The sequence below is a fragment of the Xenophilus sp. genome (assembly GCF_044462705.1).
Classification (GTDB): Bacteria; Pseudomonadota; Gammaproteobacteria; order Burkholderiales; family Burkholderiaceae_C; genus Xenophilus; species Xenophilus azovorans.
Genome location: NZ_JBIQNC010000049.1, coordinates 1 through 26,112, shown reverse-complemented (window position 1 = coordinate 26,112; position 26,112 = coordinate 1). Strand labels below are relative to the sequence as shown.

General features: G+C 65.6%; 31 protein-coding genes and 1 tRNA gene. 25 read left to right on the top strand and 7 right to left on the bottom strand.

The window, feature by feature from the left end:
• The coding region (locus tag ACIY1X_RS10210; protein WP_399680264.1) for a UvrD-helicase domain-containing protein at window positions 1-2,396 on the bottom strand (2,396 nt) is incomplete at its 3' end.
• Between the two features lie 46 nt (window positions 2,397-2,442).
• Window positions 2,443-2,889 carry an azurin gene (gene azu, locus ACIY1X_RS10205; RefSeq protein WP_399680262.1) on the bottom strand — a complete coding sequence of 149 codons (447 nt, stop codon included), beginning with the start codon at window positions 2,887-2,889 and terminating at the stop codon, window positions 2,443-2,445.
• A 362-nt stretch (window positions 2,890-3,251) separates the two neighbouring features.
• Between azu and ACIY1X_RS10200 the strand changes: the two genes are divergently transcribed.
• Entirely contained in the window at window positions 3,252-4,229 is a 978-nt protein-coding gene (locus ACIY1X_RS10200; RefSeq protein WP_399680260.1) for a GMP reductase, read from the top strand.
• A 58-nt stretch (window positions 4,230-4,287) separates the two neighbouring features.
• A tRNA-Ala gene (locus tag ACIY1X_RS10195) sits at window positions 4,288-4,363 on the top strand.
• 294 nt (window positions 4,364-4,657) lie between these two features.
• Here the strand turns inward: ACIY1X_RS10195 and ACIY1X_RS10190 are convergent.
• The 3 genes from ACIY1X_RS10190 to ACIY1X_RS10180 form a co-directional block, all read right to left on the bottom strand.
• Window positions 4,658-4,888, bottom strand: a complete 231-nt coding sequence (locus tag ACIY1X_RS10190) for a DUF2188 domain-containing protein (protein WP_399680258.1) — start codon at window positions 4,886-4,888, stop codon at window positions 4,658-4,660.
• 74 nt (window positions 4,889-4,962) lie between these two features.
• A complete protein-coding gene (locus ACIY1X_RS10185; RefSeq protein ID WP_399680257.1) occupies window positions 4,963-5,955 on the bottom strand; it encodes a hypothetical protein in 993 nt (330 codons plus the stop codon).
• 3 nt (window positions 5,956-5,958) lie between these two features.
• A complete protein-coding gene (locus ACIY1X_RS10180) occupies window positions 5,959-7,194 on the bottom strand; it encodes a hypothetical protein (RefSeq protein ID WP_399680255.1) in 1,236 nt (411 codons plus the stop codon).
• A gap of 244 nt (window positions 7,195-7,438) precedes the next feature.
• Here ACIY1X_RS10180 and ACIY1X_RS10175 point away from each other — a divergent pair, with 244 nt between their 5' ends.
• The 23 genes from ACIY1X_RS10175 (at window position 7,439) to ACIY1X_RS10065 (ending at window position 25,515) form a co-directional block, all read left to right on the top strand.
• A complete protein-coding gene (locus ACIY1X_RS10175; RefSeq protein ID WP_115075800.1) occupies window positions 7,439-7,780 on the top strand; it encodes a helix-turn-helix transcriptional regulator in 342 nt (113 codons plus the stop codon).
• Between the two features lie 3 nt (window positions 7,781-7,783).
• On the top strand, window positions 7,784-8,716 hold the full coding sequence (locus tag ACIY1X_RS10170; protein ID WP_399680253.1) for an ImmA/IrrE family metallo-endopeptidase: 933 nt from the start codon (window positions 7,784-7,786) through the stop codon (window positions 8,714-8,716).
• Window positions 8,717-8,741: 25 nt separating this feature from the next.
• The gene (locus tag ACIY1X_RS10165) at window positions 8,742-10,577 is read left to right on the top strand and encodes a DUF262 domain-containing protein (protein WP_399680251.1); all 1,836 of its coding nucleotides are present in this window, start codon (window positions 8,742-8,744) and stop codon (window positions 10,575-10,577) included.
• A 24-nt stretch (window positions 10,578-10,601) separates the two neighbouring features.
• Window positions 10,602-11,453 (top strand): OST-HTH/LOTUS domain-containing protein, encoded by an 852-nt coding sequence (locus ACIY1X_RS10160; protein ID WP_399680249.1) that lies wholly within the window; start codon window positions 10,602-10,604, stop codon window positions 11,451-11,453.
• 89 nt (window positions 11,454-11,542) lie between these two features.
• Complete coding sequence (locus ACIY1X_RS10155; protein WP_399680247.1) at window positions 11,543-11,758, top strand: hypothetical protein; 216 nt, start codon at window positions 11,543-11,545, stop codon at window positions 11,756-11,758.
• Entirely contained in the window at window positions 11,755-12,225 is a 471-nt protein-coding gene (locus tag ACIY1X_RS10150; protein ID WP_399680245.1) for a DUF2924 domain-containing protein, read from the top strand. The genes ACIY1X_RS10155 and ACIY1X_RS10150 overlap by 4 nt, the downstream gene beginning before the upstream one ends.
• On the top strand, window positions 12,222-13,634 hold the full coding sequence (locus ACIY1X_RS10145; protein WP_399680243.1) for a recombinase family protein: 1,413 nt from the start codon (window positions 12,222-12,224) through the stop codon (window positions 13,632-13,634). Before ACIY1X_RS10150 ends, ACIY1X_RS10145 begins: the two co-directional genes overlap by 4 nt.
• Window positions 13,631-14,095, top strand: coding sequence for a hypothetical protein (locus ACIY1X_RS10140; protein ID WP_399680241.1), 465 nt, complete (start codon window positions 13,631-13,633; stop codon window positions 14,093-14,095). The genes ACIY1X_RS10145 and ACIY1X_RS10140 overlap by 4 nt, the downstream gene beginning before the upstream one ends.
• 177 nt (window positions 14,096-14,272) lie before the next feature.
• Window positions 14,273-14,536: an AlpA family transcriptional regulator gene (locus tag ACIY1X_RS10135; RefSeq protein WP_115075794.1), complete on the top strand. Its 264-nt coding sequence runs from the start codon at window positions 14,273-14,275 to the stop codon at window positions 14,534-14,536.
• 11 nt (window positions 14,537-14,547) lie between these two features.
• The gene (locus tag ACIY1X_RS10130; protein WP_399680239.1) at window positions 14,548-15,027 is read left to right on the top strand and encodes a hypothetical protein; all 480 of its coding nucleotides are present in this window, start codon (window positions 14,548-14,550) and stop codon (window positions 15,025-15,027) included.
• 2 nt (window positions 15,028-15,029) lie between these two features.
• Complete coding sequence (locus ACIY1X_RS10125; RefSeq protein WP_399680238.1) at window positions 15,030-15,311, top strand: hypothetical protein; 282 nt, start codon at window positions 15,030-15,032, stop codon at window positions 15,309-15,311.
• A 2-nt stretch (window positions 15,312-15,313) separates the two neighbouring features.
• Entirely contained in the window at window positions 15,314-16,087 is a 774-nt protein-coding gene (locus ACIY1X_RS10120; protein ID WP_399680236.1) for a Bro-N domain-containing protein, read from the top strand.
• Window positions 16,087-16,941, top strand: coding sequence for an ATP-binding protein (locus ACIY1X_RS10115; RefSeq protein ID WP_399680234.1), 855 nt, complete (start codon window positions 16,087-16,089; stop codon window positions 16,939-16,941). The genes ACIY1X_RS10120 and ACIY1X_RS10115 overlap by 1 nt, the downstream gene beginning before the upstream one ends.
• Window positions 16,942-16,946: 5 nt before the next feature.
• Window positions 16,947-17,588 carry a hypothetical protein gene (locus ACIY1X_RS10110; RefSeq protein WP_399680232.1) on the top strand — a complete coding sequence of 214 codons (642 nt, stop codon included), beginning with the start codon at window positions 16,947-16,949 and terminating at the stop codon, window positions 17,586-17,588.
• Window positions 17,589-17,597: 9 nt separating this feature from the next.
• On the top strand, window positions 17,598-18,086 hold the full coding sequence (locus ACIY1X_RS10105) for a DUF6511 domain-containing protein (RefSeq protein ID WP_399680231.1): 489 nt from the start codon (window positions 17,598-17,600) through the stop codon (window positions 18,084-18,086).
• The gene (locus ACIY1X_RS10100) at window positions 18,083-18,820 is read left to right on the top strand and encodes a PD-(D/E)XK nuclease family protein (protein WP_399680229.1); all 738 of its coding nucleotides are present in this window, start codon (window positions 18,083-18,085) and stop codon (window positions 18,818-18,820) included. The genes ACIY1X_RS10105 and ACIY1X_RS10100 overlap by 4 nt, the downstream gene beginning before the upstream one ends.
• Window positions 18,817-19,044, top strand: a complete 228-nt coding sequence (locus ACIY1X_RS10095; RefSeq protein ID WP_399680227.1) for a helix-turn-helix domain-containing protein — start codon at window positions 18,817-18,819, stop codon at window positions 19,042-19,044. Before ACIY1X_RS10100 ends, ACIY1X_RS10095 begins: the two co-directional genes overlap by 4 nt.
• Entirely contained in the window at window positions 19,037-21,319 is a 2,283-nt protein-coding gene (locus ACIY1X_RS10090; protein ID WP_399680225.1) for a phage/plasmid primase, P4 family, read from the top strand. The genes ACIY1X_RS10095 and ACIY1X_RS10090 overlap by 8 nt, the downstream gene beginning before the upstream one ends.
• Window positions 21,320-21,462: 143 nt before the next feature.
• Window positions 21,463-21,939 carry a crossover junction endodeoxyribonuclease RuvC gene (locus tag ACIY1X_RS10085; RefSeq protein WP_399680223.1) on the top strand — a complete coding sequence of 159 codons (477 nt, stop codon included), beginning with the start codon at window positions 21,463-21,465 and terminating at the stop codon, window positions 21,937-21,939.
• Window position 21,940: 1 nt separating this feature from the next.
• A complete protein-coding gene (locus tag ACIY1X_RS10080; protein WP_399680222.1) occupies window positions 21,941-22,150 on the top strand; it encodes a hypothetical protein in 210 nt (69 codons plus the stop codon).
• The gene (locus ACIY1X_RS10075) at window positions 22,143-22,541 is read left to right on the top strand and encodes a DUF6362 family protein (protein WP_399680220.1); all 399 of its coding nucleotides are present in this window, start codon (window positions 22,143-22,145) and stop codon (window positions 22,539-22,541) included. The genes ACIY1X_RS10080 and ACIY1X_RS10075 overlap by 8 nt, the downstream gene beginning before the upstream one ends.
• A 350-nt stretch (window positions 22,542-22,891) precedes the next feature.
• A complete protein-coding gene (locus tag ACIY1X_RS10070; RefSeq protein ID WP_399680267.1) occupies window positions 22,892-24,289 on the top strand; it encodes a site-specific DNA-methyltransferase in 1,398 nt (465 codons plus the stop codon).
• Window positions 24,286-25,515, top strand: a complete 1,230-nt coding sequence (locus ACIY1X_RS10065) for a site-specific DNA-methyltransferase (protein ID WP_399680219.1) — start codon at window positions 24,286-24,288, stop codon at window positions 25,513-25,515. The genes ACIY1X_RS10070 and ACIY1X_RS10065 overlap by 4 nt, the downstream gene beginning before the upstream one ends.
• Here ACIY1X_RS10065 and ACIY1X_RS10060 read toward each other — a convergent pair.
• Both ACIY1X_RS10060 and ACIY1X_RS10055 read right to left on the bottom strand, forming a co-directional pair.
• A complete protein-coding gene (locus ACIY1X_RS10060; protein ID WP_399680217.1) occupies window positions 25,509-25,694 on the bottom strand; it encodes a hypothetical protein in 186 nt (61 codons plus the stop codon). The two genes, ACIY1X_RS10065 and ACIY1X_RS10060, sit on opposite strands and share 7 nt — an antisense overlap.
• Window positions 25,695-25,696: 2 nt before the next feature.
• The gene (locus tag ACIY1X_RS10055; protein WP_399680265.1) at window positions 25,697-26,080 is read right to left on the bottom strand and encodes a hypothetical protein; all 384 of its coding nucleotides are present in this window, start codon (window positions 26,078-26,080) and stop codon (window positions 25,697-25,699) included.
• Window positions 26,081-26,112: the final 32 nt, after the last annotated feature.

Below are 26,112 nucleotides of genomic sequence, written 5' to 3'. Positions count from 1 at the left end.
GGCGTGAGCTTGGCGACAGAGAGCGCCAGCCACTTCTCGCCGTGCCGGTTGAAGCGGACCTTGGCGCGCGCGTCGTCGCCGCTGCCTTCCAGCGCCAGCAGCGTGCCCTCGCCGAACTTGGTGTGGAACACCTGTTGGCCCACGCGCAGGCCCTGCGGCGTCTGCGCCTGCCGCGGCACCGGCGCCGCCGCGGCGCCGCCGGAGAAGTAGCCGCCGTCGAAGCCGGCACGCGACGCCCGGCTGCCCATCGAACCCGGGCCGGCGCCGAACTGGCCGAAGCCCGCATTGCGCGGCGTCAGCCACTTCAGCGCCTCCTCCGGCAGCTCGTCGAAGAAGCGGCTCTTGACGTTGTAGCGCGTCTGGCCGTGCAGCAGCCGCGTCTGCGAGTGGCTGAGGTACAGCCGCTTGCGTGCGCGGGTGATGGCGACATACATCAGGCGGCGCTCCTCCTCCAGCCCGTCGAAGTCGCTCATCGCGTTCTCGTGGGGGAACAGGCCCTCTTCCAGGCCGCTGATGAAGACGACGTCGAACTCCAGGCCCTTGGCGGCATGCACGGTCATCAGCTGCACCGCGTCCTGCCCGGCCTGCGCCTGGTTGTCGCCCGATTCGAGCGCCGCGTGCGTGAGGAATGCCGCCAGCGGACTGAGCGTCTCGCCGGTTTCGGCATCGGGGACCAGGGCCTCGTCCATCAACGGGCGCGACGGGTCGATGCCCTGGCTCGCCGGGCTCTGGCGCAGCTCGTCCACGGGCAGCGCCACCGCGTCGCGGCCGAAGCCCTCCTGCGTGACGAAGCTCTCGGCCGCGTTGACCAGCTCCTCCAGGTTCTCCAGCCGATCGGCGCCCTCGCGGTCGGCGCGGTAGTGCTCGACCAGGCCGCTCGCATCCAGCACCTGCTCGATGATCTCCTTGAGCGACAGGCCCTGCGTCTGCTCGCGCAGCACGTCGATCTTCGCGACGAAGGCCGCCAGGTTGGCGCCCGCGCGGCCGCTCAGGCCCTCCACCGCGGCGTACAGCGACAGGCCCCTGGCGCGCGCCGCATCCTGCAGTTGCTCCACGCTGCGCGCGCCGATGCCGCGCGGCGGGAAGTTCACCACCCGCATGAAGCTGGTGTCGTCGCCCGGGTTCTCCAAGAGGCGCAGGTAGGCCAGCGCATGCTTGATCTCGGCCCGCTCGAAGAAGCGCAGGCCGCCGTAGACGCGGTACGGCACGGCGGCGTTGAACAGCGCCGTCTCCATCACCCGGCTCTGCGCGTTGCTGCGGTAGAGCACGGCGATCTCGCTCCTCGGCACGTCGTCGCGCACCAGCTGGCGGATCTCCTCCACCATCCACTGCGCCTCGGCGAAGTCGCTCGGCGCCTCGTACACGCGCACCGGCTCGCCGGGGCCCTGGTCGGTGCGCAGGTTCTTGCCCAGGCGGTGGCGGTTGTGGCTGATCAGCGCGTTGGCCGAGTCGAGGATGTTGCTGAAGCTGCGGTAGTTGCGCTCCAGCTTGATCTGGTGCGCGACGTCGAACTCGCGCACGAAGTCGCTCATGTTGCCCACCCGCGCGCCGCGGAAGGCATAGATGCTCTGGTCGTCGTCGCCCACCGCCAGCACGCTGCCGGCGCCGGGGTGGAAGCGGCCCTGCTCGTCGGTGCTGCCCGAGAGCATCTTGATCCACGCGTACTGCAGCCGGTTGGTGTCCTGGAACTCGTCGATCAGGATGTGGCGGAAGCGCCGCTGGTAGTGCTCGCGCACCGGGTCGTTGTCGCGCAGCAGCTCGTAGCTGCGCAGCATCAGCTCGCCGAAGTCCACCACGCCCTCGCGCTGGCACTGCTCCTCGTAGAGCTGGTAGAGCTCGACCTTCTTGCGCTCCTCCTCGCCGCGCGGCTGGATGTCGCGCGGGCGCTGACCCTCCTCCTTGGCGCCGGCGATGAACCACTGCGTCTGCTTGGCCGGGAAGCGCTCGTCGTCGACGTTGAACTGCTTCATCAGCCGCTTGATGGCCGAAAGCTGGTCCTGCGTGTCGAGGATCTGGAAGCTCTGCGGCAGGCCGGCGAGCTTCCAGTGCGCGCGCAGGAAGCGGTTGCACAGGCCGTGGAAGGTGCCGATCCACATGCCGCGCACGTTGACGGGCAGCATCGCCGTCAGGCGCGTCATCATCTCCTTGGCCGCCTTGTTGGTGAAGGTGACGGCCATCACCCCGCCCGGCGACACCTGCCCGGTGGACAGCAGCCAGGCGATGCGCGTGGTCAGCACCCGCGTCTTGCCCGAGCCGGCGCCGGCGAGGATGAGCGCGTTGCCCGCGGGCAGCGTCACCGCGGCCAGCTGTTCCTCGTTGAGGTTGGCGAGCAGAGGGGAGGAAGAAGCGGAGGAAGCGGCCGCGCTGGGCCCGGCATCGAAGCCCGGAAGAGACATGCCCGCATTGTAGGAACGCGGGTCATGCCTCGGCGGCCGGAAGCGCTCAGGCGCCGATCTTGAAAGTGCCCTTCATGATGCCGGAGTGGCCCGGGAAGGAGCAGAAGAAGGTGTAGGACTCGCCGGCCTTGAGCTTGGACATGTCCACGGCGACCGAATCGGTCTCGCCGCCGCCGATCACCTTGGTGTGTGCGATCACCCGTGCATCGCCGGCCTTGAGGTACTGCGCGTTCAGGCCGGCGGGGATGCCGTCGTTGGCCACGGCCTGCACGTCGGCCGTCTTCGTCAGCACCCAGTTGTGGCCCATCGCGGCCTTGGGCAGCTTGCCGACGTGCTTGAGCTGCACGTTGAAGGTCTTGCAGCTCTTGGGCGCGACGATCTCCTTCTTGTCGAACTGCATGGCGTCATTGCTCTCGACGGTGACGGCGCAGTCGGCGGCATGGACGGCCACGGAACCGACGGCCAGGAGGGCGGCAACGAGATAGTGCTTCATGAAGGTACTTTCCTTGGGGATGTGCAGCAGGGCTGCGGGCGGGCGGCGCCCGGCACGGCCGGGCCGCCCGATGCAGGCATTCTGGACGGCAACGCCGCGGGTCGGCATGACCTGGATCAAATCCCGTCGCCCCAGGGCGTCTTCGGCGCATCGGCCATGGCCCTTCCCATATGGCGGCCATATCCGCCGGCAGAATCCGCCGGCGCACACGCCTCGCTAGAATCAATCACCGGGCCCAAGTTTTCTTGCGCCCGGTTTTTTGTGGCCGCCCTTCCCTGGCGCGGCACCAAGGCCGGCCAAGCCAAGCGCTCATCCCTCCGAACCGTTCAACGACGTCATTGCGCTCAAAGGAGAGCCTGGCCATGGAAATCTTCGACTACGACAACGTCCTGCTGCTGCCGCGCAAGTGCCGCGTGGAAAGCCGCTCCGAATGCGACGCCAGCGTGGAGCTGGGCGGGCGCAGCTTCCGCCTGCCGGTGGTGCCGGCCAACATGAAGACGGTGGTGGACGAGTCCATCTGCCTGTGGCTGGCGAAGAACGGCTACTTCTACGTGATGCACCGCTTCGACCTGGACAACATCGCCTTCACGCGGCGCATGAAGGAGGCCGGCGTGTTCGCCTCCATCTCGCTGGGCGTCAAGCCGGCCGACTACCAGACGGTGGACCAGCTGGTGGCCGAGGGCCTGGCCCCCGAGTACGTGACCATCGACATCGCGCACGGCCATGCCGACAGCGTGAAGAACATGATCGCGTACCTCAAGCAGAAACTGCCGCAGACCTTCGTCATCGCCGGCAACGTGGGCACGCCCGAGGCGGTGATCGACCTGGAGAACTGGGGTGCCGACGCCACCAAGGTCGGCATCGGCCCGGGCAAGGTGTGCATCACCAAGCTCAAGACCGGCTTCGGCACCGGCGGCTGGCAGCTCTCGGCGCTCAAGTGGTGCGCGCGGGTGGCGACCAAGCCCATCATTGCCGACGGCGGCATCCGCGACCACGGCGACATCGCCAAGAGCATCCGCTTCGGCGCCACGATGGTGATGATCGGCTCGCTGTTCGCCGGCCACGAGGAGTCGCCGGGCAAGACCGTGGAGGTCGACGGCCAGCTCTTCAAGGAGTACTACGGCTCGGCCAGCGACTTCAACAAGGGCGAATACCGCCACGTCGAGGGCAAGCGCATCCTGGAGCCCATCAAGGGCCGGCTGGCCGACACCCTGGTGGAGATGGAGCAGGACGTGCAGAGCTCCATCAGCTACGCCGGCGGCAAGCGCCTGATGGACATCCGCAAGGTGAACTACGTCATCCTGGGCGGCGACAACGCCGGCGAGCACCTGCTGATGTGAGCGCCTGGGCCCGGGCGCCACGCGGCCGCCGTTCGTTGTAAAATACGTGGCTCGTTGTGGGGGGGTAGCTCAGCTGGGAGAGCGCCGCGTTCGCAATGCGGAGGTCGGGAGTTCGATCCTCCTCCTCTCCACCACTATTCAGCGCCCAACCGTTCTCGGTTGGGCGTTTTCCTTTGCGGATTCCGCACACCACGCGGGGTTCCCGGCCATTCTGCGGGTGCCACCAGCCGGTCGCACGACCGCCACGACGCGCCCGGTTCGCCCCTGTTCCGCCCTATCTTCTCTCGAAACCTGCGCCAACTTCTTCGCCGTGGCACTCGCAGACGGCGTTGTTCATCAACCACTTGTGCGTGTGTCGACGGGAATGGTTGGTTCGCGGGTTTGCACGGGCAAAGCAGAACGACAAACCCGCGAGGCCAGCCTCCAGTTCAGCCCTTGGGCGGGAACGGATCGTCACCGTAGCTGTTGCGCTCACGGATCTGGCCGTCACGCCCTTGGATGAACATCTCGCTCTGCTGGTTGATGGCGATGCCCCGCGCACGGTCAATCGCCTGTTGTTGCGTGTCATGGATGGAGGTGAGACGGTCATTGCCTTCTCCCCGCACACCCCACCGATCGCCGCCGTTGATGGGTACGACCCATTGGTTTTTTCCGCTCATTTCAAGCACTCCAAAAAATTGAAAAGGTCAGGCTCTTGAAGTCGGCGCGAGCCTCGGCGCATCGGATGGTGAGATCACGTCATGGAGACCTCCTTTCCCGATGTTTGGCGTAGGGAGTCCACCGCGCCCGCCGCGCACGGCATCGAATACAGCCCTGCGCGCCTCTGCGTGACCACGAGCGCGCCGTAGGCGGCGTGTTGCGCCGCAGGCTCCGGCTTGCCCTTGTCCTTCGCCTTGATCTTGAACAGGTCACTCGGCTTGGCGCTGTCCAGACCCGCGCGCTGCATGATGCGTTCCGCCGTCGTGGCCTCGCCCTTGAGCGACCATAGCGCCTCGAACACCTTGGCCTGACCGTCGGTGAATCGGATCGGCGTGCTGCTGATGTCAGGCAGCGTCGCCCATTTGAAGTCCGCCGAGAACGGGCCGTTCACCGGCGTGGCCGGATCGGCGACCGTCGGTTGCGCGGACGGTAATGATGTGCCGACGAGTGCGATCCCGCCGCCGTAGAACGTGAAGCGTTCCTCCAGCGCCAGCCATTCCACGCCCGGGCCGAAGGGCGACCCGCGCGTCGTGCGCGGCCTCGGCGTGATCACGCGGATGTCGCCGCCCGCCACGCGCACACGATCCAGCAGCGCGGGTTCGTGCAGCACCCGCGCCAGATTGCGGGCCAGCAGAACGGGCGAGCATCGAGCATCGCCGAGCCGCCACACGCCGCCGCCCAGATCATCGATGCCGTCACGGCTTTCGATACCGAGCGTAAGGCGTATCTTCTGACGCAACCAGTCCTCGTCCAAGGCCAATGCGGCACCATCGTTCGCTTCGACGGCGACTGGCCCGCACTCCGGGCAACGACACATGCGGCCGCCGCGACCATCGCCCCAGACCTGCGCCCGATGCTGCTGACAATGAGGACAGAGGACGAACGACTGATCGACGACCGTCGGCTTGACGGCCTTGCCGAGGACGGACAGTGCGGCGGCGTCGCGCGGCGACAGCGTGTTGCGCAGCACGGGCGTGCCGCCCGCGAACAGACGGCAGACCAAGGCCCAGGCATCGTGCGCCGCCATCGATCAGTCCTCGAACGCCGAGGAGGAACTGATCGCGTCGGCCTCCGGCGGAAGTTCCTGCGCGCTCAGGGTCTGGCCCTTCTGCAAGATGCCCACCGAGACCAGATAGCCTTCCAGCTGCGCCTGCATCTTGGCGTCGAACTTGTGCAGGTTCAGACGCCCCTTGCTGGTCACCTCAATGGTGACCACCTTGGCACGCGTGCGGCCCGGCTCGGGCGGATAGTAGAGATTGATCTGCGCCGCCGTCACCGCCCAGTTGCCTTCCAGCGGGCCGGGCAGCTTCTCCTTCAGCAGCTCATGCACCGAGCGTTGCTGGCTGGACTGCATCGCAGTGCACTCGATCTTCAGCGCGGCGTCCGGGCTGAGGAGCGTGAGCGCCTTCAGTTGCACCATCGAGAAACCGTCCTCGAACGCTTCCGGCACGTCGAAGCCGGTGCGCAGCATCGACAAATTCAGCGTCGGCGACTTGATCCGGTGCGCGCTCGCCTTGACGCCCAGCACATGCTCGGCGAAGGCCTCGACCAGCATCTGCTGGTATTTCTGGCCGCCGCGCACCAGCGTGCGCACCACGCCGGTGGACTTGGCGTACTCCAACACCATGTGGATGTTGGGATTGCCAACGCGGCGCTTCAGGGCCGAACCCTCGAACTCCAGCCGCAGCATGGCCATGTCCTTGACGTGGACAGTGAGCAGGAACACGCCGGGGCTGCGCTCGACCACGTGCGCCACGCTGCTGTCGCCGCACTGCATCTCGCGCTTGTAGAAGGCCGAGATGGCGTGGCGCAGCGCGGCCAGGTTGGCGTCCGAACCGTTTGGCTGGCGCTTCAGGCCCAGATCGTATTGCTGGGTCTGCGGCCCGTGGTGCTCCCAGAAGCTGAAGTCGTAGGCGCGCTCGAACAGCGTCGGGTGGTTGACGTACAGCCAGAACGAGCGATGGACGTCGCTGCGGCACAGGGTCAGGCCCGCCAGCGCGGCACCGTCCGCTACCACGGCCTCGAACATCGCCTGCTTGCCCGCTACGTCGCCCAGTTGGACGGCGGCCATGAGGTTGGCGATCATCTGGTCGCGGGCTGCGGTGTCGGGCCACACCTTGACCGCCTCCACCAAGAACTGGCTGGTCTCCGGCGTGTCGTCCCACGCGAACCCGTCGGGCACCGGCAGGCCATGCGTGGTCAGGAAGTCGCGCAGCGTGGCATCCACCGGCAGCTCGAGCATCACGTCGACAAAGGTTTTCTTCATCTTGTTTGTCCTTTCTGGATCGGCGTCGGAGGTCTGCGACCGATGTACGGGCTGCACGGGCCAGCGACAGGGTTACTGAACACGTATCTCGCGTAAGTAAAGTGACGAGATACAAGCGCGATTCTGAACCGCAGATTTCCGCTTGTCAATCAACGGGGCACATCTAGACCTTTTATGTATCTCACGGCTATACTTCGAGCCTTGATTCATTCACTGGCTGTTTAGCCATTACAGGAGCATCGCCATGGCTTCGGCGTTTGGAGCGCGCCTGCGGCGCTTGCGCGAGGCGAAGAAGTTGACCCTGCAACAGGTCGCCGACGCAGTCGGCTGCACCAAGGCGTACATCTGGGAACTGGAAATGAAGGATGGGCAGCGCCCCACCGCCGAGCGGATTCAGAAGATCGCTCAAGTGCTCGGCGTGACGATGGAGGATGTGATGGGTACACCCATGCAGCAGGCACCCGAAGCCAGTCCCGAGGACGTGGCTTTCTTCCGCGAGTACGCCGGGATGACGGACGAGGAAAAAGATCGCTACCGCCAGGCGCTCAAGATCATGTTCCCCGACAAGGGCCAGGGCGGGGACTGAGGATTGAGCGCAGCGCAGACCCTCACTGGCTCCATTGCCGCCAATACCGTCCAGAAGTGGTTGCGGGCGTGGTACAGCACGGGCATGCCCGACGCCATCGATCTGGAGATCGTCCGGCAGATGCTGCCTGGCACGCCCTACGGCACGGGCGTCCGGGAGATCAAAGCGCCGATGGTGCTCGACGTCGATAGTTGCGAAGGCATGCTGGTGCGCAACCCGAAGAATGCGGCCGAGTGGGGCATCTTCTACAACGGCAAGGCCAGCCCCGAGCGCCGGCGCTTCACCATCGCCCATGAGCTGGGCCACTTCATCCTCCATCGCGGCCAGCAGCAGAGCTTCAACTGCGACAAGGAAAGCGTCTACTCCGGCGTCGACACCATCCGCGCCATCGAACGCGAAGCCGACGACTTCGCCAGCAACCTGCTGATGCCCGGCGATCTGCTGCGCGACTGGATTTCGAACCAGCGCATCGACCTGCACGTCCTCGGCGCCATCGCCAAGCGGTTTCAGGTTTCGTTCGAGGCGCTGTGCATCCGCTTCATCAAGTTCACCACGCAGCGCGCGATCCTCGTCTATTGGGACAACGGCTACGTGAAGTACGAATGGCGTAGCAGCAGCGCCGTCAAGACGCGGGCGCGCATCCGGCGCAACGCCGATCCGCAGGAACCGCTGCCGGGCACGCTGGCCGCCAACGCCAGCGTCGATCAGGAATGGGATGGCACGGAGATGTCCGCCGCGATCTGGTGTCCGGAGGAAGCGCAGCACATGAAGCTGCGCGAGTTCAAACACAGCTACGGCGCCCGTGATCGCATCCTCACGCTGCTACTGCTTGAAAGCGCAGAGCCGCGCGCATGGGATCGGTCATGGCAGGACGGTGAGAGTTTCGACAGCTACGATCAGTTCGTCTCGAACGGGCAGTTGCCGGATCAGCGATAGTTTTGAACGAATCAGGAAAAAGAAAATGGCCCGCATCGAAAATCACAAATACAGCATCGAGGAAGCCTTCAGGGAGTGCTTCTATATCGTGCCGGATTACCAGCGCGAGTACGTCTGGACGGATAAGGAAGTGCATCAGTTGCTCGAAGACATCGGCGAGCAGATCGATGCGGGGACGACGCGGGAATACTTCATCGGCACCGTGCTGGTGTCGCCGACTGACCAGAAGAACCACTACGAGGTGATCGACGGCCAGCAGCGCCTGACCACGTTCTTCCTTCTGCTTTGCGCCCTCAAGCATATGTTTCAGGGTGAGCCGCAGCGGCAGACCGTCAGCGGCCTGATCTCGACCAGCTATACGGATGGCGACGGGGAAACACGAACCAGCTTGAAGCTGGAACCGCGCTATGAGAACGCGGGAGAGGTCATCACCAAGCTGGTGGAACTCGACGCCGACCCGCAGACCGTGCGTGCGGGCATTCAGTCGGCAGGCATCGCCAGCTTCGGCTCGCTGGAGAACTTGGTCAACGCCTACAGCACGCTGTACCGCTACCTGAAGGACAACTACGACAGCGCGGCCAAGTTGAAGAAGTATTGGGGCTATCTGGCCAACAACGTGGTGTTCATCCAGATCTCCACGGACGTGAGCAGCGCCCTGAAGATTTTCGAGACCATCAACGAGCGAGGCGTCGGTCTCAACCCGATGGACTTGCTCAAGAACCTGTTGTTCACGCAGGTGAAGCAGGCGCAGTTCACCCAGCTAAAGGACGAGTGGAAGAAGATCACCAAGCCGTTGGAGAAGGAAAAGGAAAAGCCACTGCGCTTTCTGCGCTACTTCCTGATGGCGAACTACGTCATCAAGAACGACCGTGGCGACGCCGTGGTGCGCGAGGACGAAATCTACGACTGGTTCGTGGACAAGGACAACGCGGCGCTGTGCGACTACGCCAACAAGCCCTTCGAGTTCGTCCGCAAGGTCATCCGCAACGTCGAGCACTATCTCGCGTTCTCGAACGGGCGGGGCAACGACGGCAAGCCCAGCCTTGCGATGGACAGCCTCAAGCGACTGGCGGGCGGTGCCTTCAGTTTGCACTACGTCCTGCTCTTGGCTGCGGCCAATTTCCCGAAGCCGCTGTTCGACCACTTCGTGGCGCAGTTGGAGAGCTTTCTCTTCTACTACATCTTCACCAAGACGCCGACCAAAGATCTGGAGCGCAGCTTCTCCCAATGGGCTGACGAGCTGCGCGCGATTGCCGCCGCTACCGACCCAGTCAAGCAGAAGGTACAGCTCAATGCCTTCATCGCCGACCGTTTCGACACAAATATGGCCGGGAAGTCGCAGGAGCTGGTCGATGCGCTGCGGCGCTTCACGCTGTATTCGATGCAGCAGTACCGCACGCGCTATTTGCTGGCGCGACTGACGCAGCACGTCGAGATGGCTTTCAGCGGCTTGAAGACGCCGGGCAGCTTGGAGCCGTTCACCAAGCTGGAGATCGAACACATCCTGCCCGACAACCCGAAAGAGGAACTGCGCGGCAAGTGGGGCGCCGAGAATTCGGGTGCCGGTTACGACGATTGCAAGAACCGTCTTGGCAACCTGACCTTGCTGGAGAAGCCCATCAACATCGTCGCGGGCAACGATTTCTACACGGCGAAGCAGGCGGAGTACCGAAAGAGCGGCAACTATCTGACCCGAAGCCTGGTTGAACTGACCAGCGTCGGGCAGAACACGTCGATATCCAGAATCAACGAGAAGCTGAAGGCGTTTCCTGCTTGGGACGCCAAGGCCATCGAGGCTCGCCACGGGCTGCTGATCACTTTGGCGCAGGATGTCTGGAAGACGTCGCCCATCGACGTCTGATCGGTAATCGCGGTCGATCCATACATGACGACATTGCCCGCCGATGACGCGCTGCCGATGCAGCAACGTGAGGTTCAGCGATTGCTGGGGCGCTGCCTGCTGCGTCTGCAGCAGTACGAGAAGTTGATGAAAGCCATCGTGGCCCACCACGAAATCTCGGCTGCTGGATCACCGCTGGCGTCGAATCAAGAGCAGCGCATCGCGGATGCCGCCAGCAAAACGCTGGGCACCTTGGTCAGCACACTCCTCGGTTCGTATGTCACCAGCGACGAGGTGGAGGATGCTTCCGAGCCCGATGCACGCGACGACATCATCTCGTTCAAGGTAAAGATGAGCCTGCGCATGTCGGCCGAGGATTACGACAGGACGCAGAATGACTTGAAGGAACTGGTGCTGCTACGGAACAACCTGGTGCACCATTTCATCGACCAGCACGACCTTTGGAGCCTTGACGGATGCCGTGGCGCGCATGACACCCTGACGGTCGCCTACGGTCGCATCGATCAGCACTTCGAGCAACTGCGGGGCTGGGCCGAGCACATGGATCAGGCCCGACGTTTGGCGGCGGAATTCGCCCAGTCCGATGCCTTTCACGATCTGGTGATCCACGGCATCGCGCCGGATGGTTCGGTGGATTGGCATGCCGCAGGGATCGTGCGCGCACTCCGGGAAGCCACCGCTGAATTGGCCGTCGATGGCTGGACGCCGGTTGCCTCGGCAGGACGCTGGATCGCAGAGCGGCTCCCCGAACACCTGCCCGCCAAGTACGGCTGCAGCAGTTGGCGGCAGGTCGTGCACGAATCTCGCCTGTTCGAGCTTCGATATCGTGATGTGGGCGGCCAGCGCGCGGCTTGGTATCGGCCCAAACAAGCATAGCGCCAGCCCCGCTCACACCCGCTAAATCACGTTACGCGAAGTGCCCTCGGTTAATAGCATGAGCAGCGTTTTCCATCGAAACGCCTGCCATGTCCGAACTCGAACCCATCTCCATTTCCCCGCCGTCTGACCATCCTCGGCACCCGCAGCAGGAAATCGCCGACTTGCTGGCCGCGGCGCTGTTGCGCCTGCGCGCACGTCCGTCACGCGACACCACCGAAAACAGCGAGCGCGTTTGCCTTGGCTTCCCCGGCCAACAGCGCGTGAATGCGAACCCCGATCACAACAACGGAGTTCGCTCATGACGGCACACGCACCATCCACCACCACCTCGGTCGCCGCCCAGGTCGCCGGGCTTCCCCATCTCTCGATGGATGATCTCTGGAAACTGTGGGACGAGCATTTCGACGAGCGACCCGGCCACCATCATCGCGGTTGGCTGGAGAGCCGACTGGCCTACCGGATTCAGGAGCGCGCTTTCGGCGGCCTGAAACCCTCGCTGCGCAAGAAGCTCGAAGAGGTCGGCGAAACCGGCATCTTGCCCAAGCAACTGCGCGGCGACAGTCAACGCCTGCTGCCCGGCACCATCCTCACGCGCATCTACGACGACGTCGAGCATCGCGTGCTGGTGCGCGGCACGGGCGACTTCGAGTACCAGGGGCAACGCTTCAAGAGCCTGTCCGCGATTGCAGGCCACATCACCGGCAGCCATTGGTCTGGCCCGGTGTTCTTCGGCCTCAAATCGCCCGCGTCGAAGAAGGTGACGGCATGAGTTCGCCGCGCGCCAATCCGATGCCGACGGTCACGCCGAAGAAGCGTTGCGCTGTCTACACCCGCAAATCCACTGACGAAGGGCTGGATCAGGAATACAACAGTCTCGAAGCGCAGCGCGACGCTGGCCTAGCCTTCATCGCCAGTCAGCGACACGAAGGCTGGATCGCCGTCTGCGATGGCTACGACGACGGCGGCTACTCCGGCGGCAACATGGATCGTCCCGCCTTGCGCCGCCTGATGGTCGACATCGAGGCCGGGAAGATCGACACCGTGGTCGTCTACAAAATCGACCGCCTCACGCGCAGCCTGCCGGACTTCGCCAAGCTGGTCGAGGTGTTCGACCGCAACGGCGTGTCCTTCGTCTCCGTCACCCAGCAGTTCAACACGACGACCTCGATGGGGCGGCTGACGCTCAACATCCTGCTGTCCTTCGCGCAGTTCGAGCGCGAAGTCACCGGCGAGCGCATCCGCGACAAGATCGCCGCCAGCAAGGCCAAAGGCATGTGGATGGGCGGCATCCCGCCCTTGGGCTACGACGTGGTCGAGCGCAAGCTCGTCGTCAACGAACGCGAGGCGGCGCTGGTGCGCGACATCTTCCGGCGCTACGCCGAGCATGGCTCGGCGGCGCGGCTGGTGCGCGAACTGGACATCGAAGGCCATACCACCAAGGCGTGGGTGACGCAGACCGGGCGCGAACGCTCGGGCCGCACCATCGACCAGCAGTACCTCTTCTCGATGCTGCGCAACCGCATCTACCTGGGGGAAATCCGCAACCACGGCACCTGGTATCCCGCGCAGCACGAAGCGATCGTGCCGCAAGGTTTGTGGGACGCGGCGCATGCCTTCATCGAACGGCGCAAGCAAGCGCCGCGCGAGCACGCCGCCAAGCATCCGGCGCTGCTGGCGGGCCTGCTGTTCGCGCCCGACGGGCAGCGCATGCTGCACTCCTTCGTCAAAAAGAAGAACGGACGGCAGTATCGCTACTACGTTCCCTACCTGCACAAGCGGCGCAACGCGGGCGCGAGCCTGTCGCCCGGTGCGTCGGACGTGGGTCATCTGCCCGCCGCCGAGATCGAGAACGCGGTGCTGGCGCAAATCCACGCGGCACTGTCGGCTCCGCAGATGCTGATCGCGGTCTGGCGTGCCTGTCAGCAGCATCCTGCAGGTAGCACGCTCGACGAAGCGCAGGTGGTGGTGGCGATGCAGCGCATCGGCGACGTGTGGGCGCAGTTGTTCCCTGCAGAGCAGCAGCGCATCACGCGGCTGCTGATCGAACGGGTGCAACTGCACGGGCATGGGCTGGACATCGTTTGGCGCGAGGACGGTTGGCTCGGATTCGGTGCCGACATCGGCGCGCATCCGTTGGTCGAGGAATCCCGCGAACAGGCCGAGGAAACACTGGCATGAGCACCGAGACCAATCCGCGCAAGCTCACCGTCCGCATCGAGGTCGGAGCCGATGCCCGCAGCTATGTGAGCGACGGCCAGCGCGTCACGCTGGTACCGCTGACGATCAAGCGCCGCCAGAACCGCAAACTGCTGATCCCGCCTGCGCCGGACGCCACCGCCGCAGTGGGCGGCTTCGACGTGCCGATGATCAAGACGCTCGGCAAGGCGTTCTACTGGAAGCGGCTGATCGACGAAGGTGTCTATCCGACGACCGCCGACCTGGCGCGCGCGCTGAAACTGGAGCCAGGCTGGGCGGCCGAGGTGCTGCGCATGACCATGCTGGCACCGGACATCGTCGAGGCGATCTTCGAGGGCCGCCAGCCCCGGCATCTGAATCTGCACACGCTGCGTGGCCGCCAGGCCCTGCTGCCCCGCGACTGGGCCCAGCAGCGTCGGCTGCTGGGCTTCCCCGAAGCCTAAATCCATACCCCCCGATTTCCCCGATGACGGCGAGCCATGTGCTCGCCGTCTGCGTTTGCACGCCGGCGGATTGGCGAACCCGAAGTTCCCGCGTGGTTCGCCATTGCGTCCCTTAAAGGTTCGCCACCCGAAGTTTGGAATGACACCTGTTCCTCAACAACGTCACAGGAGCATTCCATGCAGACACCAGCCAGCACCATCCCCCGGTCGCCGCATCAGGCGATCAACAGCCTCTCACCCGGCGACCGCCGGGTGCTCAACGAAAACGAACTGGCGCAGCGGTGGGGCGTCAGCCCCAAGACCCTCCAGCGCTGGCGCAGCGAAGGCCGCGGCCCGCGCTACCTGAAGTTGTCCAAGCGCGTCGGCTATCCCGTGGACGCGGTCATCGAGTTCGAGCGCCAGGCGCTGCACGACTCGACGTCCGAACGCGCGGCGGTCTGAGGAGCGATGCCATGAACGACATCACCCTCTTTCCCGCCGACATCGCCGCGATGTCCGTCAGCCAGTTGGCGGCGCTGCCCGCCGCGCAGAAGGCCGAGATCGACAAGAACCTCGACGAAGCCCTCGACTGGCTCAAGAAGGCGCGCACCAAGTTCGATGCGGCGCTCGATGCCGCCTACGGCGAGCAGGCCCGCACGGCACTGCGCGATTCGGGCCGCGATTTCGGCACCGCGCACATCGACGACGGCCCGCTGCGCATCAAGTTCGAGCTGCCCAAGAAGGTCAGTTGGGATCAGAAGCAACTGGCAGAAATCGCCGAGCGCATCGTGGCCTCGGGCGAGAAGGTCGAGGGCTACCTCGACATCAAGTTGTCCGTCTCCGAATCCCGCTTCACGAACTGGCCTCCGGCGCTCCAGCAGCAGTTCGCCGCCGCTCGCACCGTGGATTCCGGCAAGCCGTCCTTCACCCTTTCCCTCGATTCGGAGCACTGATCATGAGCACCAGCTTCATCGCTTCGCTGCGCAAGCAGCTGCCGTCCATCTACGGCGAACACCTTCCCGACGACATCCGCTATCGCGGCGCCGATGGCCACGACGTCGTCGTCACGCTCGACGCGGCCACGGTGGACGAACTGGCCTTCGCCATCCAGACCGCCAACGCCGAAGCCCTGGCGCTCGGCCGCCGCCGCACCGCACTGGAGGAACTCCACACCGAGGCGCGCAAGCGCGCCGCGCGCGGGGCCGACCGCATCGCCGACATCGCGTGGGAGGGCTGATCATGAGCGCGATCATTCCCTTCCTGTTCGAGACGCACGCCGTGCGCGTGCAGGTCGACGACGCAGGCCTGCCGTGGTTCAACGCCAGCGACGTCTGCGATGCGCTGGAGATGAGCAACCCGTCTCAGGCAATCAAGTCTCACGTCGATGCCGATGATCTCCAGAAATTGGAGGTCATCGACAACCTTGGTCGCACGCAGCGCGCCAACCACGTCAACGAATCCGGCCTCTACGCCCTGATCCTCGGCAGCACGAAGGACGCCGCGAAACGCTTCAAGCGGTGGGTGACTGGCGAGGTGCTGCCCGCGATCCGCAAGACCGGCGCGTATGCCGCACCCGGCACGCTGGCGGCCTTGCCCGCGCCGACCCACGACCGCGTGAGCGCGATCCTCCTGATCGGAGAGGCGGTCGCCAAGGTGCCGGGCGTCAAGACCGGCATTGCGATGGCGGCGACGTTGACCTGCATTCAGGAGAACACTGGCCTCATCACAGAGGTGCTGCGCCGCGCCCTTCCAGCCAAAAGCGCTGCCGCCAACGAGCCGATCTGCTCGCTCAACGCCACCCAGCTCGGCAAGCTGCTCAACCGCTCGGCCAAGGCCACGAACCAGTTGCTGGCGGCGGGCGGCTTCCAGTTGCGCAACGACCGCGACGAATGGGAACTGACCGAGGCCGGTGAAGCGTGGGCCGAAGCCATGCCGTACTCGCGTAATGGCCACAGCGGCTACCAGATTCTCTGGAATCCCGCCGTCGCCGACGAGCTGAAGGAGGTGGCGTGATGTCCCTCCCGATCATCTCCGCGCAGCAGCGCATGGCCGAGCGCAAGGGCGTCAAGCTTCTGATGCTCGGCAAGTCTGGCATCGGCAAGACCACCCGGCTCAAAGACCTCGACCCGGCGACCACGCTGTTCCTCGACATCGAGGCGGGAGACCTCGCCGTGGCCGACTGGCCGGGCGACACCATCCGTCCGGCGTCGTGGCCGGAGTCGCGCGACTTCTTCGTGTTCCTCGCCGGGCCCGACAAGTCGCTGCCGCCGGACGCCGCGTTCTCGCAAGCGCACTACGACCACGTCGTCGAGAAGTTCGGCGATCCGGCGCAGCTCGACCGCTACCACACCTTCTTCCTCGACTCGATCACGCAGCTCTCGCGCCAGTGCTTCGCGTGGTGCAAGACGCAACCGGGTGCCACCAGCGACCGCACCGGCAAGCCGGACATGCGCGGTGCCTACGGCCTGCTCGGGCAGGAAATGGTCAGCGCCTTGACCCACCTGCAACACGCGCGCGGCAAGAACGTGGTCTTCGTCGCCATCCTCGACGAACGGCTCGACGACTACAACCGCAAGGTATTCGTGCCGCAGATCGAGGGCAGCAAGACCAGCCTCGAACTGCCCGGCATCGTCGACGAGGTCGTGACGCTGGCCGAGATCAAGGCCGAGGACGGCAGCGCCTACCGCGCCTTCGTCACCCACACCGTCAATCCCTTCGGCTACCCGGCCAAAGACCGCAGCGGTCGTCTCGATCTGCTCGAACCGCCGGACTTGAACGCGCTGATCGCCAAGTGCGCGGGCGCCGCCATGCCCGCCAGCTCCGCAGCCCATTCCGCCATTCCCGCATCCCACGAATCTCAGGAGTAATCGCCATGACCAGTAACTGGAACGACTTCAACGACGCCGAACAGCAACAGGGCTTCGACCTCATCCCCAAGGGCACGCTGGTGCCGGTGCGCATGACCATCAAGCCCGGTGGCCACGACGATCCGGCCCAGGGCTGGGTCGGCGGCTACGCCACCGAATCCTTCGAGACCGGCGCAATCTACCTCGCCGCCGAGTTCGTCGTCACCGGCGGCGAGCATGCCAAACGCAAGATGTGGTCGAACATCGGCCTGTATTCGAAGAAGGGCCCGACCTGGGGCCGGATGGGACGCAGCTTCATCCGCGCCGCGCTCAACAGCGCGCGCAACGTCCATCCGCAGGACAACAGCCCGCACGCCGCCGCCGCGCGCCGCATCCAGGGCTTCCATGAACTGGACGGCATCGAGTTCCTCGCCCGCGTGGATATCGAGAAGGACGCCAAGGGTCTGGATCGCAACGTCATCAAGCTCGCGGTCGAACCCGACCACCCCGAGTACGCCAAGCTCATGGGCGTGCCGCCCAAGGCCAAGACCGGCGGCGGTACTTCGGGCGCTCCGGCACAGGTTACGCCGTCGTCCTACGCCGCTACCGCTACGCCCGCCGCGCCGCAGCGCGCGCCGGTGACCGGCAAGCCCGCGTGGGCGCAGTGAGGGAGGCGAATGAAATGCTGGGTCTGCAAACGACAGGCGCGCGGCTACGGCCACACCGATGGCCGGTTCAAGACCGCCGATCCGCGCCGCTACGTGATCGATTGGGTGTTCTGCTCGCGCCGCTGTCAGGATGCCTTCCACATGCTCTACGGCAACTGGACGCGCGCGAAGGAAGGTCGCGTCGGCATTGGGGAGGTCGCCATGATCGATCCGTCTGATGTCGAACTGGCCGCGATGCGCAAGTGCCTCAAGGCCTTCGGCGAGGCGGCAGGCGAGATCGGCTTCGGCAAGCCCCTGGGCGACTATGCGGAAGCCGAGGCGCTCTGCGTCATCGACGCCATCGTCACCTGCTACACGGAGGCGATGGTCGAGCACCACGAGGCGACCAAGTTCCCGCCCGTGCGAGGCATGGCTCCGACGCCCGACCCGATGGCCAATCCCTTCGCCGATCTGGAGGACGACCTGCCTTGGGAAGAACCGAAGGGGAAGAAGCCATGATCGACTTCAACTCCTCATCGAGCATCTCGGGTCAGGTCACCGCGCTGGTCGATGCCGGGCTGCAGCGCGTGCGCGCGCAGCAGCCCGCGCGCGACTACCTCGGCGCGTCGCGTCTGGGCGCGGCCTGCGAGCGCGCCTTGCAGTTCGAGTACGCCCAAGCTCCCGTGGATCACGGGCGCGACACCGAAGGCCGGATGCTGCGCATCTTCGAACGCGGCCACGTGATGGAGGACTGCATGGTGGCGTGGCTGCGCGACGCGGGCTTCGACCTGCGCACGCGCAAGCCCGACGGCGGGCAGTTCGGCTTCTCCGACGCGCATGGTCGGCTGCGCGGTCACGTCGATGGCGTGATCGTCGGCGGGCCGGAAGGCTTCCGCTATCCCGCGCTGTGGGAGAACAAATGCCTCGGCGCGAAGTCGTGGCGCGAACTGGAGACGAAAGGCCTCGCGGTGGCCAAGCCGGTGTACGCGGCGCAGGTCGCGCTCTATCAGGCGCACCTGCAACTGCACGAGCACCCGGCGCTGTTCACCGCGATCAACGCCGACTCGATGGAGATCTACGTCGAGCTGGTGCCGTTCGATGGCGCGCTCGCGCAGCGCATGACCGACCGCGCGGTCAAGGTCATCACTGCGACCGAAGCCGGTGAACTGCTGCCGCGCAGCTTCAACGACCCCACCCATTTCGAGTGCCGCATGTGCGCGTGGCAAGACCGCTGCTGGAGGACACCGACATGAACAACACACTCTTGAATCAAGTGCTTGGCGAGCAACTGATCGACGTGCGCCAAGCCGCGCTGATGTTCAACTTGCCGTCGTACTGGCTCTCGCAGGCCAAGGAACGCCAGCAGCGCCGCATTCCGCACTACCGCGTCGGCAAGCTCGTCCGCTTCAAGCCCAACGAACTGGAAGCGTGGATCGTCGCGCAGCAGCCCTCCGGCGAGGAGGCTGCGGATGCTTGATTTCAACGACACGCAGACCCCTGTTCCTCGTGACCTCGACGCCGAACGCGAAGCGATCCGCGCCGAACTGCTCGCGCGGCTGGATTCAGTGCTGGCCGCGCTGTTCCCCGCAGGCAGAAAGCGCGGCGGCAAGTTCCTCACCGGCGACGTACTCGGCAGCCCGGGCGACAGCCTGGAGATCGTGCTCGACGGCGACAAGGCAGGCTTGTGGACGGATCGAGCCACCGGCGACGGCGGCGACATCTTCACGCTGATCGCCGCGCACCTCGGCATCGATGCCCACGCCGATTTCCCGCGCGTGCTCGACGCGGCGACCGAACTGCTCGGACGCGCTCCGGCGACACCGGCGCGCAAATCGAAGAAGGAAGCACCCGTCGACGACCTCGGCCCGGCCACCGCGAAGTGGGACTACCTCGATGCCTCCGGCAAGCTGATCGCAGTCGTCTACCGCTACGACCCGCCCGGCCGCAAGAAGGAGTTCCGCCCGTGGGACGCGCGCCGTCGCAAGATGGCTCCGCCCGATCCGCGCCCGCTCTACAACCAGCCGGGCATGACCAGCGCATCGCTGGTGGTGCTGGTCGAGGGCGAGAAATGCGCACAGGCGCTGATCGACGCAGACATCGTTGCGACCACGGCGATGCACGGCGCAAACGCGCCGGTCGAGAAGACCGACTGGTCGCCGCTGGCAGGCAAGGCCGTGCTGATCTGGCCCGACCGCGACAAACCGGGTTGGGAGTACGCGACGCAAGCGGCGCAAGCCATCCTGTCGGCGGGCGCGAAGAGTTGCCACATCCTGTACCCGCCCGAGGAAGCGGCGGACGGCTGGGACGCGGCGGACGCCGTGATGGAGGGCTTCGACGTCGCGGCCTTCCTCACCCACGGCCCGCGTCTCCAGATGCACGACGTCGCCGACGACGCCGAGCCGGTGGTCAGCAGCGACGAATCGGTGTGGGGCACGGAGGATGCGCTGGCGCTGGCCTTCACCCGGCGCTACCACCGCGACTGGCGCTACGTCGCCGCGTGGGGCCGCTGGCTGGTGTGGGACGGACATCGCTGGCGCACCGAGGACACGCTCGCGGCCACCGACCTGATCCGCAGCGTGTGCCGTCACGCCGCCGTCCACGCCGACAACCCCAAGATCGCCGCCAAGCTGGCCAGCTCGGGCACGGTCGGCGGCGTCGAACGGCTGGCGCGTGCGGATCGCAGGCACGCGGCCACCACCGCCGAATGGGACGCCGATCCGTGGCTGCTCAACACGCCCGGCGGCGTGGTCGATCTCAAGACCGGCCGGCAGCGTGCGCACGACCGCGCCGACCGGATGACCAAAATCACCACGGCCACGCCGGGTGGCGACTGCCCGATCTGGCGGCAGTTCCTCGTCGAAATCACCGGCGGCGACACCGAGCTGCAAGCCTACCTGCAACGGATGGCGGGCTACACGCTCACCGGCTCGACACAGGAGCACGCGCTGTTTTTCCTGTACGGCACGGGCGCGAACGGCAAGTCGGTATTCGTCAACACGCTGGCCACGATCCTCGGCGACTACGCGACCAACGCGCCGATGGACACGTTCATGGAAACGCGCACCGACCGGCACCCGACCGACATGGCGGGCTTGCGCGGCGCGCGCTTCGTGTCTGCCATCGAAACCGAGCAAGGGCGGCGCTGGGCCGAATCGAAGGTCAAGAACCTCACCGGCGGCGACAAGATCTCCGCGCGCTTCATGCGGCAGGACTTCTTCGAATTCTTCCCGCAGTTCAAGCTGGTCGTGGCGGGCAACCACAAGCCCGCCATCCGCAACATCGACGAAGCGATGAAGCGGCGGCTGCACCTGATCCCGTTCACGATCACCGTGCCGCCCGAGCGCCGCGACAAGCATCTCCAGCAGAAGCTCTTGGCCGAGCGCGACGGCATCTTGGCGTGGGCGGTTCAGGGCTGTCTGGACTGGCAGCGTCTGGGTCGGCTCGATCCGCCGCAGCAGGTGCTCGAAGCGACCGAGGAGTATTTCGAGGCCGAGGACGCACTGGGCCGCTGGCTCGACGAACGCTGCGTGCGCGAGGCCAACGCGAAGTCGCTGACCGCCGAACTGTTCAACGACTGGAAGCAATGGGCCGATTCCGCTGGCGAGTTCATCGGCTCGCAGAAGCGGTTCTCCGATCTGCTCATCACCCGTGGCGTCGAGAAGTGGCGCAACACGGCGGGCCTGCGCGGCTTCCGTGGTGTCGGCCTCAAGCATCCGCCCACGGCCGCTTACAACCCTTATGCCGACAACTGACCACCATGCCGACACACCCGACTGACGGATTTGACGGACTACGTCGTAACTCCTACGCGCGCGTGCGCGCACACGCACCTCATGGGGAGTTTCGATGTGATCCGTCCGATCCGTCAGTCCGAATCGAAACAAGGACTGCAACCATGACCACGACCATCCTCGCCCTCGACTTGGGCACCACCACCGGCTGGGCACTGCGCGGCAGCGACGGCAACATCACCAGCGGCAGCGAGAGCTTCCGGCCGCAACGCTTCGAAGGCGGCGGCATGCGCTTCCTGCGCTTCAAGCGTTGGCTCACGGAACTGAAGGCCGTGACCGGCGGCATCGACGTGCTGCACTTCGAGGAGGTGCGCCGCCACGTCTCGACCGATGCGGCGCACGCCTACGGCGGCTTCCTCGCCACGCTCACCGCGTGGTGCGAGCACCACCAGATCCCATACCAGGGCGTGCCGGTCGGCACGATCAAGAAGCACGCCACCGGCAAGGGCAACGCGGGCAAGGAGGACGTGATCGCATCCGTCCGTGCGCGCGGCCACTCGCCGTCCGACGACAACGAAGCCGACGCACTGGCGCTGCTGCACTGGGCCATCGCGCAGCACGATCTCGAACAGGAGGCGTGAGATGAAGATTCCCACGCCCATCTATCGCTGCCCCTTGGGACGGATGCAACCCGAGTCCACCGACCTCGAGGCAATGAAGCAACGTGGCTGGCGCGACCAGCACATCCTCGTCGTCAACGCCGCCGACGAACGCCTCGACTTCATCGAGCGGGAGTTCATCCGTCGCATCGGCGAACGTCTCTACGGACAGGGAGGCGCACGTCATGGCTGACCATCGCGCTGCTTGGACAATCGAAGACGTGGCCGCGCGCTTCGAGGAGGCGGCCAGCACCGGACGACGCCTGCCGCCCGTGCGCGTGCAGGGCTACTTCAACACCTGGCCGATCATCGTGCGCAAAGAGTGGGAGGCCTTCGCGGCTGACGAGACGGTCTATCGACCGTTTCCTCCGACGCCGGACGCCATCGAGCGGATGCTGGAGACGATGAAGTGGGTGCAGTGGCTGGAGGTCGAGCAGCGCCACCTCGTGTGGATGCGCGCCAAGCGCTACGGCTGGCGCGACATCACCATCCGCTTCGCCTGTGACCGCACGACGGCATGGCGGCGCTGGCAGCGCGCCTTGCAGACGGTCACCGACCAACTCAATGGCGTCGTTGCCGCGTAGTGATCTAGCGTGATTTGGCGCGCGTGGTCGGCAATGCGAGCGTGTCAGCGGGCATCATCGGTTTTTGAGCGTGCAACAAATCAGCCGGTTCGAGGGTAGGATTCGATCCATGATGAGGAGCAGTGGCAGCAAGGCGACAGTCGCTCGAAAGCCACGCTCCCGAGGCGAAATGGGCCCTTCCTGCGGAAAATCCCATGCGGGGGGCGCGAGCGCGACGCTTTCCTAGCGTCAGGGTGCGAACCGAGGTTCGCACGGTTCGCAGGTTCGCACCCCCCCAGTTCGCACCCTTCACTCCAACCCGCCCACGGCATCGTCCGTCGGCGGGTTTCGTTTTTTCGGAACCCGAAACCTTGAACCCCTTGAACGTCGAGTACCGCAAGGTCGAGACGCTGATCCCCTACGCCCGCAATCCGCGCACGCACAATGACGCGCAGATTGCCAAGATCGCGGCCAGCATCGTCGAGTACGGCTGGACGAACCCGATCCTCGTCGATGGCGACAACGGCATCATCGCGGGCCACGGGCGTCTGGCCGCCGCGCGCAAGCTGGAACTGGCGGACGTGCCGGTCATCGAACTGGCGCACCTGACCCCGGCGCAGAAGCGCGCCTACGTCATCGCCGACAACCGGCTCGCGCTGGACGCGGGCTGGGACGAGGAGATGCTGGTGCTGGAGCTGGCCGAGCTGTCCGAGGTCGGCTTCGACCTCGCGCTCACCGGCCTCGACGCCACCGAACTGGAATCGCTGCTCGCGGACGAGGCCGCCTCGGATGCCGAAGCACAGGACGACGACGCGGCGGACGATGCCGACGAAGTGCCCGATGCTCCGGCCACGCCGGTATCCCGCACGGGCGACGTCTGGGCCATCGGCGCGCATCGCCTGATCTGCGGCGACGCCTCCAATGCCGACGTGGTCGCCACCTTGATGGCGGGCGACACCGCCGCGCTCTGCTTCACGTCGCCGCCCTACGGCAACCAGCGCGACTACACCTCCGGCGGCATCGCCGATTGGGATGGCCTGATGCGCGGCGTGTTCGCGCGCCTGCCGGTGGCCGACGACGGCCAGGTGCTGGTCAACCTCGGCCTGATCCACCGCGACAACGAGTTCGTCCCGTATTGGGAGGTGTGGCTGGGTTGGATGCGCACGCAGGGTTGGCGGCGCTTCGGCTGGTATGTCTGGGATCAGTGGCCGGGAATGCCCGGCGACTGGCAGGGCCGTCTCGCGCCCAGCTTCGAGTTCGTGTTCCATTTCAACCGCGCCAGCCGCAAGCCGAACAAGATCGTGCCCTGCAAGTTCGCCGGGCAGGAAACGCACCTGCGCGCCGACGGCTCGTCCACGGCGATGCGCGGCAAGGGTGGCGAGGTCAACGGCTGGACACACGCTGGCCAGCCGACGCAGGACAGGCGCATCCCCGATTCGGTGATCCGCGTCATGCGCCACAAGGGAAAGATCGGCGAAGGCATCGACCATCCCGCCGTGTTCCCGGTCGCGCTGCCGCAGTTCGTCATCGAGGCCTTCACCGACGAGGGCGACGTGGTGTTCGAACCGTTCGGCGGCAGCGGCAGCACGATGCTGGCCGCGCAGCGCACCGGGCGCGTGTGCCGCTCGGTCGAGATCGCGCCGGAGTATGTCGATGTCGCCCTCCGGCGCTTTCGGCAGAACCATCCCGAGGTCGCCATCACGCTGCTGTCCACCGGCCAGAGCTTCGATGACGTCGCCGCCGAACGTGAAGTGGAGGTGGCGGCATGAAGTGGCTGGCCGACAAGATCGAGCAGTGGCCGACCGCCAAGCTCGTGCCCTATGCCCGCAACGCCCGCACGCATTCGGATGCACAGGTGGCGCAGATCGCCGCCAGCATCGCGGAGTTCGGCTTCACCAATCCCATCCTCGCGGGCAGCGACGGCGTAATCGTCGCCGGTCACGGACGATTGGCAGCCGCGCAGAAGCTCGGCCTCGACGCGGTGCCCGTGGTCGTGCTCGATCACCTGACGCCGACGCAGCGACGCGCGCTGGTGATTGCCGACAACCGCATCGCCGAGAACGCTAGATGGGATGAGGAATTGCTGCGCGTCGAACTGGAAGGCTTGCAGGACGAAGGCTTCGACCTCGATCTGACCGGCTTCGACGCCGACGCGCTGGCCGAACTGCTGGCGGGCGACGAGCCGGAAAACGTTGGCCAGACCGATGAGGACGCGGTGCCGGAGGTCGGCGAGACGCCGGTGTCACGACCCGGCGATGTCTGGCAGCTCGGCCCGCACCGGCTGCTGTGCGGCGATGCGACCGTGGCCGCTAGCTACGCGGCGTTGCTCGATGGCGAGGCCGTGGACATGGTGTTCACCGACCCGCCGTACAACGTCAACTACGCCAACAGCGCGAAGGACAAGATGCGTGGCAAGGATCGCGCGATCTTGAACGACAACCTCGGCGACGGGTTTTACGATTTCCTGCTGGCGGCGCTGACGCCGATGGTCGCCCACTGCCGTGGCGCGGTTTACGTGGCGATGTCGTCCAGCGAACTGGACACGCTGCAATCGGCCTTTCGTGCGGCGGGCGGCCACTGGTCGACCTTCATCATCTGGGCGAAGAACACCTTCACACTGGGTCGCGCCGACTACCAGCGCCAGTACGAACCGATCCTGTACGGATGGCCGGAGGGCGGCGAGCGTCACTGGTGCGGTGACCGCGATCAGGGCGATGTGTGGCAGATCAAGAAGCCGCAGAAGAACGACCTGCATCCAACGATGAAGCCGGTGGAGTTGGTGGAACGCGCGCTGCGCAATTCCAGCCGTCCGGGCAACGTGGTGCTCGATCCCTTCGGGGGTTCCGGCACGACGCTGATCGCCGCCGAGAAATCCGGGCGCGTTGCGCGCCTGATCGAACTCGATCCGAAGTATGTCGACGTGATCGTCCGGCGTTGGGAGGACTACACCGGCAAGAAGGCCACGTGCGCGGCACAGCCTGCGGAAATTCAGTGAGCCTGTGCGGCGGCGATCTCGTTGAGCATCGCCTGCGCCTTGCGGTCGCCGTACATCGCAAAGCGCAGTTGCTTGATGGCCTGCTCGAAGGACACGTCCTCGCGGCGGTTGTCGATGAACCAGCGCAGGGCGTCGCGTTTGCTTTCGATGGTGTTGGTCTGCGTCGTGGTCTCGTTCATGGTCAGGCGGCCTCCGCTTGCGCGTCGATGCCGCTCTGGATCACGAAGCCCGTGAGGTAAGGCAACCCGCGCGGGATGCCGTATTGGCTGCTGGTCATCCGGCCAATCGTCCAGCCCATCCATTTCTGCGTGGCGGCGTCGATGGCGTCCTGCACAGCCTTGCCGTCGTAGAGGCCGTTGTGGACTTCGTCCGCGAAGTGGCGTCCGTAGCGACTGTCGAGGAAGGCGCGGACAGTGTCGAAATCCTCGCCCGTGGCGGTGGCGACGGCGCGCATGGCCAAGGGCCACGCGATGCTGACGTGCCTGCCCATTGTGCCCCAGAAGCCCCAGTCTTCGTTGCGGGTGGCGGGGATGGAGTTGTTGCGTAAGCGTCCGGCGAAGTCCATCTTGACTCCGCCAAACAGGCTCAGTGAGCAAG

Coding starts and splice junctions, on each gene's coding strand:
- azu (WP_399680262.1), bottom strand. CDS start 2,889: ATGAAGCACTATCTCGTTGCCGCCCTCCTGGCCGTCGGTTCCGTGGCC.
- ACIY1X_RS10200 (WP_399680260.1), top strand. CDS start 3,252: ATGGAAATCTTCGACTACGACAACGTCCTGCTGCTGCCGCGCAAGTGC.
- ACIY1X_RS10190 (WP_399680258.1), bottom strand. CDS start 4,888: ATGAGCGGAAAAAACCAATGGGTCGTACCCATCAACGGCGGCGATCGG.
- ACIY1X_RS10185 (WP_399680257.1), bottom strand. CDS start 5,955: ATGGCGGCGCACGATGCCTGGGCCTTGGTCTGCCGTCTGTTCGCGGGC.
- ACIY1X_RS10180 (WP_399680255.1), bottom strand. CDS start 7,194: ATGAAGAAAACCTTTGTCGACGTGATGCTCGAGCTGCCGGTGGATGCC.
- ACIY1X_RS10175 (WP_115075800.1), top strand. CDS start 7,439: ATGGCTTCGGCGTTTGGAGCGCGCCTGCGGCGCTTGCGCGAGGCGAAG.
- ACIY1X_RS10165 (WP_399680251.1), top strand. CDS start 8,742: ATGGCCCGCATCGAAAATCACAAATACAGCATCGAGGAAGCCTTCAGG.
- ACIY1X_RS10160 (WP_399680249.1), top strand. CDS start 10,602: ATGACGACATTGCCCGCCGATGACGCGCTGCCGATGCAGCAACGTGAG.
- ACIY1X_RS10155 (WP_399680247.1), top strand. CDS start 11,543: ATGTCCGAACTCGAACCCATCTCCATTTCCCCGCCGTCTGACCATCCT.
- ACIY1X_RS10150 (WP_399680245.1), top strand. CDS start 11,755: ATGACGGCACACGCACCATCCACCACCACCTCGGTCGCCGCCCAGGTC.
- ACIY1X_RS10145 (WP_399680243.1), top strand. CDS start 12,222: ATGAGTTCGCCGCGCGCCAATCCGATGCCGACGGTCACGCCGAAGAAG.
- ACIY1X_RS10140 (WP_399680241.1), top strand. CDS start 13,631: ATGAGCACCGAGACCAATCCGCGCAAGCTCACCGTCCGCATCGAGGTC.
- ACIY1X_RS10135 (WP_115075794.1), top strand. CDS start 14,273: ATGCAGACACCAGCCAGCACCATCCCCCGGTCGCCGCATCAGGCGATC.
- ACIY1X_RS10130 (WP_399680239.1), top strand. CDS start 14,548: ATGAACGACATCACCCTCTTTCCCGCCGACATCGCCGCGATGTCCGTC.
- ACIY1X_RS10125 (WP_399680238.1), top strand. CDS start 15,030: ATGAGCACCAGCTTCATCGCTTCGCTGCGCAAGCAGCTGCCGTCCATC.
- ACIY1X_RS10120 (WP_399680236.1), top strand. CDS start 15,314: ATGAGCGCGATCATTCCCTTCCTGTTCGAGACGCACGCCGTGCGCGTG.
- ACIY1X_RS10115 (WP_399680234.1), top strand. CDS start 16,087: ATGTCCCTCCCGATCATCTCCGCGCAGCAGCGCATGGCCGAGCGCAAG.
- ACIY1X_RS10110 (WP_399680232.1), top strand. CDS start 16,947: ATGACCAGTAACTGGAACGACTTCAACGACGCCGAACAGCAACAGGGC.
- ACIY1X_RS10105 (WP_399680231.1), top strand. CDS start 17,598: ATGAAATGCTGGGTCTGCAAACGACAGGCGCGCGGCTACGGCCACACC.
- ACIY1X_RS10100 (WP_399680229.1), top strand. CDS start 18,083: ATGATCGACTTCAACTCCTCATCGAGCATCTCGGGTCAGGTCACCGCG.
- ACIY1X_RS10095 (WP_399680227.1), top strand. CDS start 18,817: ATGAACAACACACTCTTGAATCAAGTGCTTGGCGAGCAACTGATCGAC.
- ACIY1X_RS10090 (WP_399680225.1), top strand. CDS start 19,037: ATGCTTGATTTCAACGACACGCAGACCCCTGTTCCTCGTGACCTCGAC.
- ACIY1X_RS10085 (WP_399680223.1), top strand. CDS start 21,463: ATGACCACGACCATCCTCGCCCTCGACTTGGGCACCACCACCGGCTGG.
- ACIY1X_RS10080 (WP_399680222.1), top strand. CDS start 21,941: ATGAAGATTCCCACGCCCATCTATCGCTGCCCCTTGGGACGGATGCAA.
- ACIY1X_RS10075 (WP_399680220.1), top strand. CDS start 22,143: ATGGCTGACCATCGCGCTGCTTGGACAATCGAAGACGTGGCCGCGCGC.
- ACIY1X_RS10065 (WP_399680219.1), top strand. CDS start 24,286: ATGAAGTGGCTGGCCGACAAGATCGAGCAGTGGCCGACCGCCAAGCTC.
- ACIY1X_RS10060 (WP_399680217.1), bottom strand. CDS start 25,694: ATGAACGAGACCACGACGCAGACCAACACCATCGAAAGCAAACGCGAC.
- ACIY1X_RS10055 (WP_399680265.1), bottom strand. CDS start 26,080: ATGGACTTCGCCGGACGCTTACGCAACAACTCCATCCCCGCCACCCGC.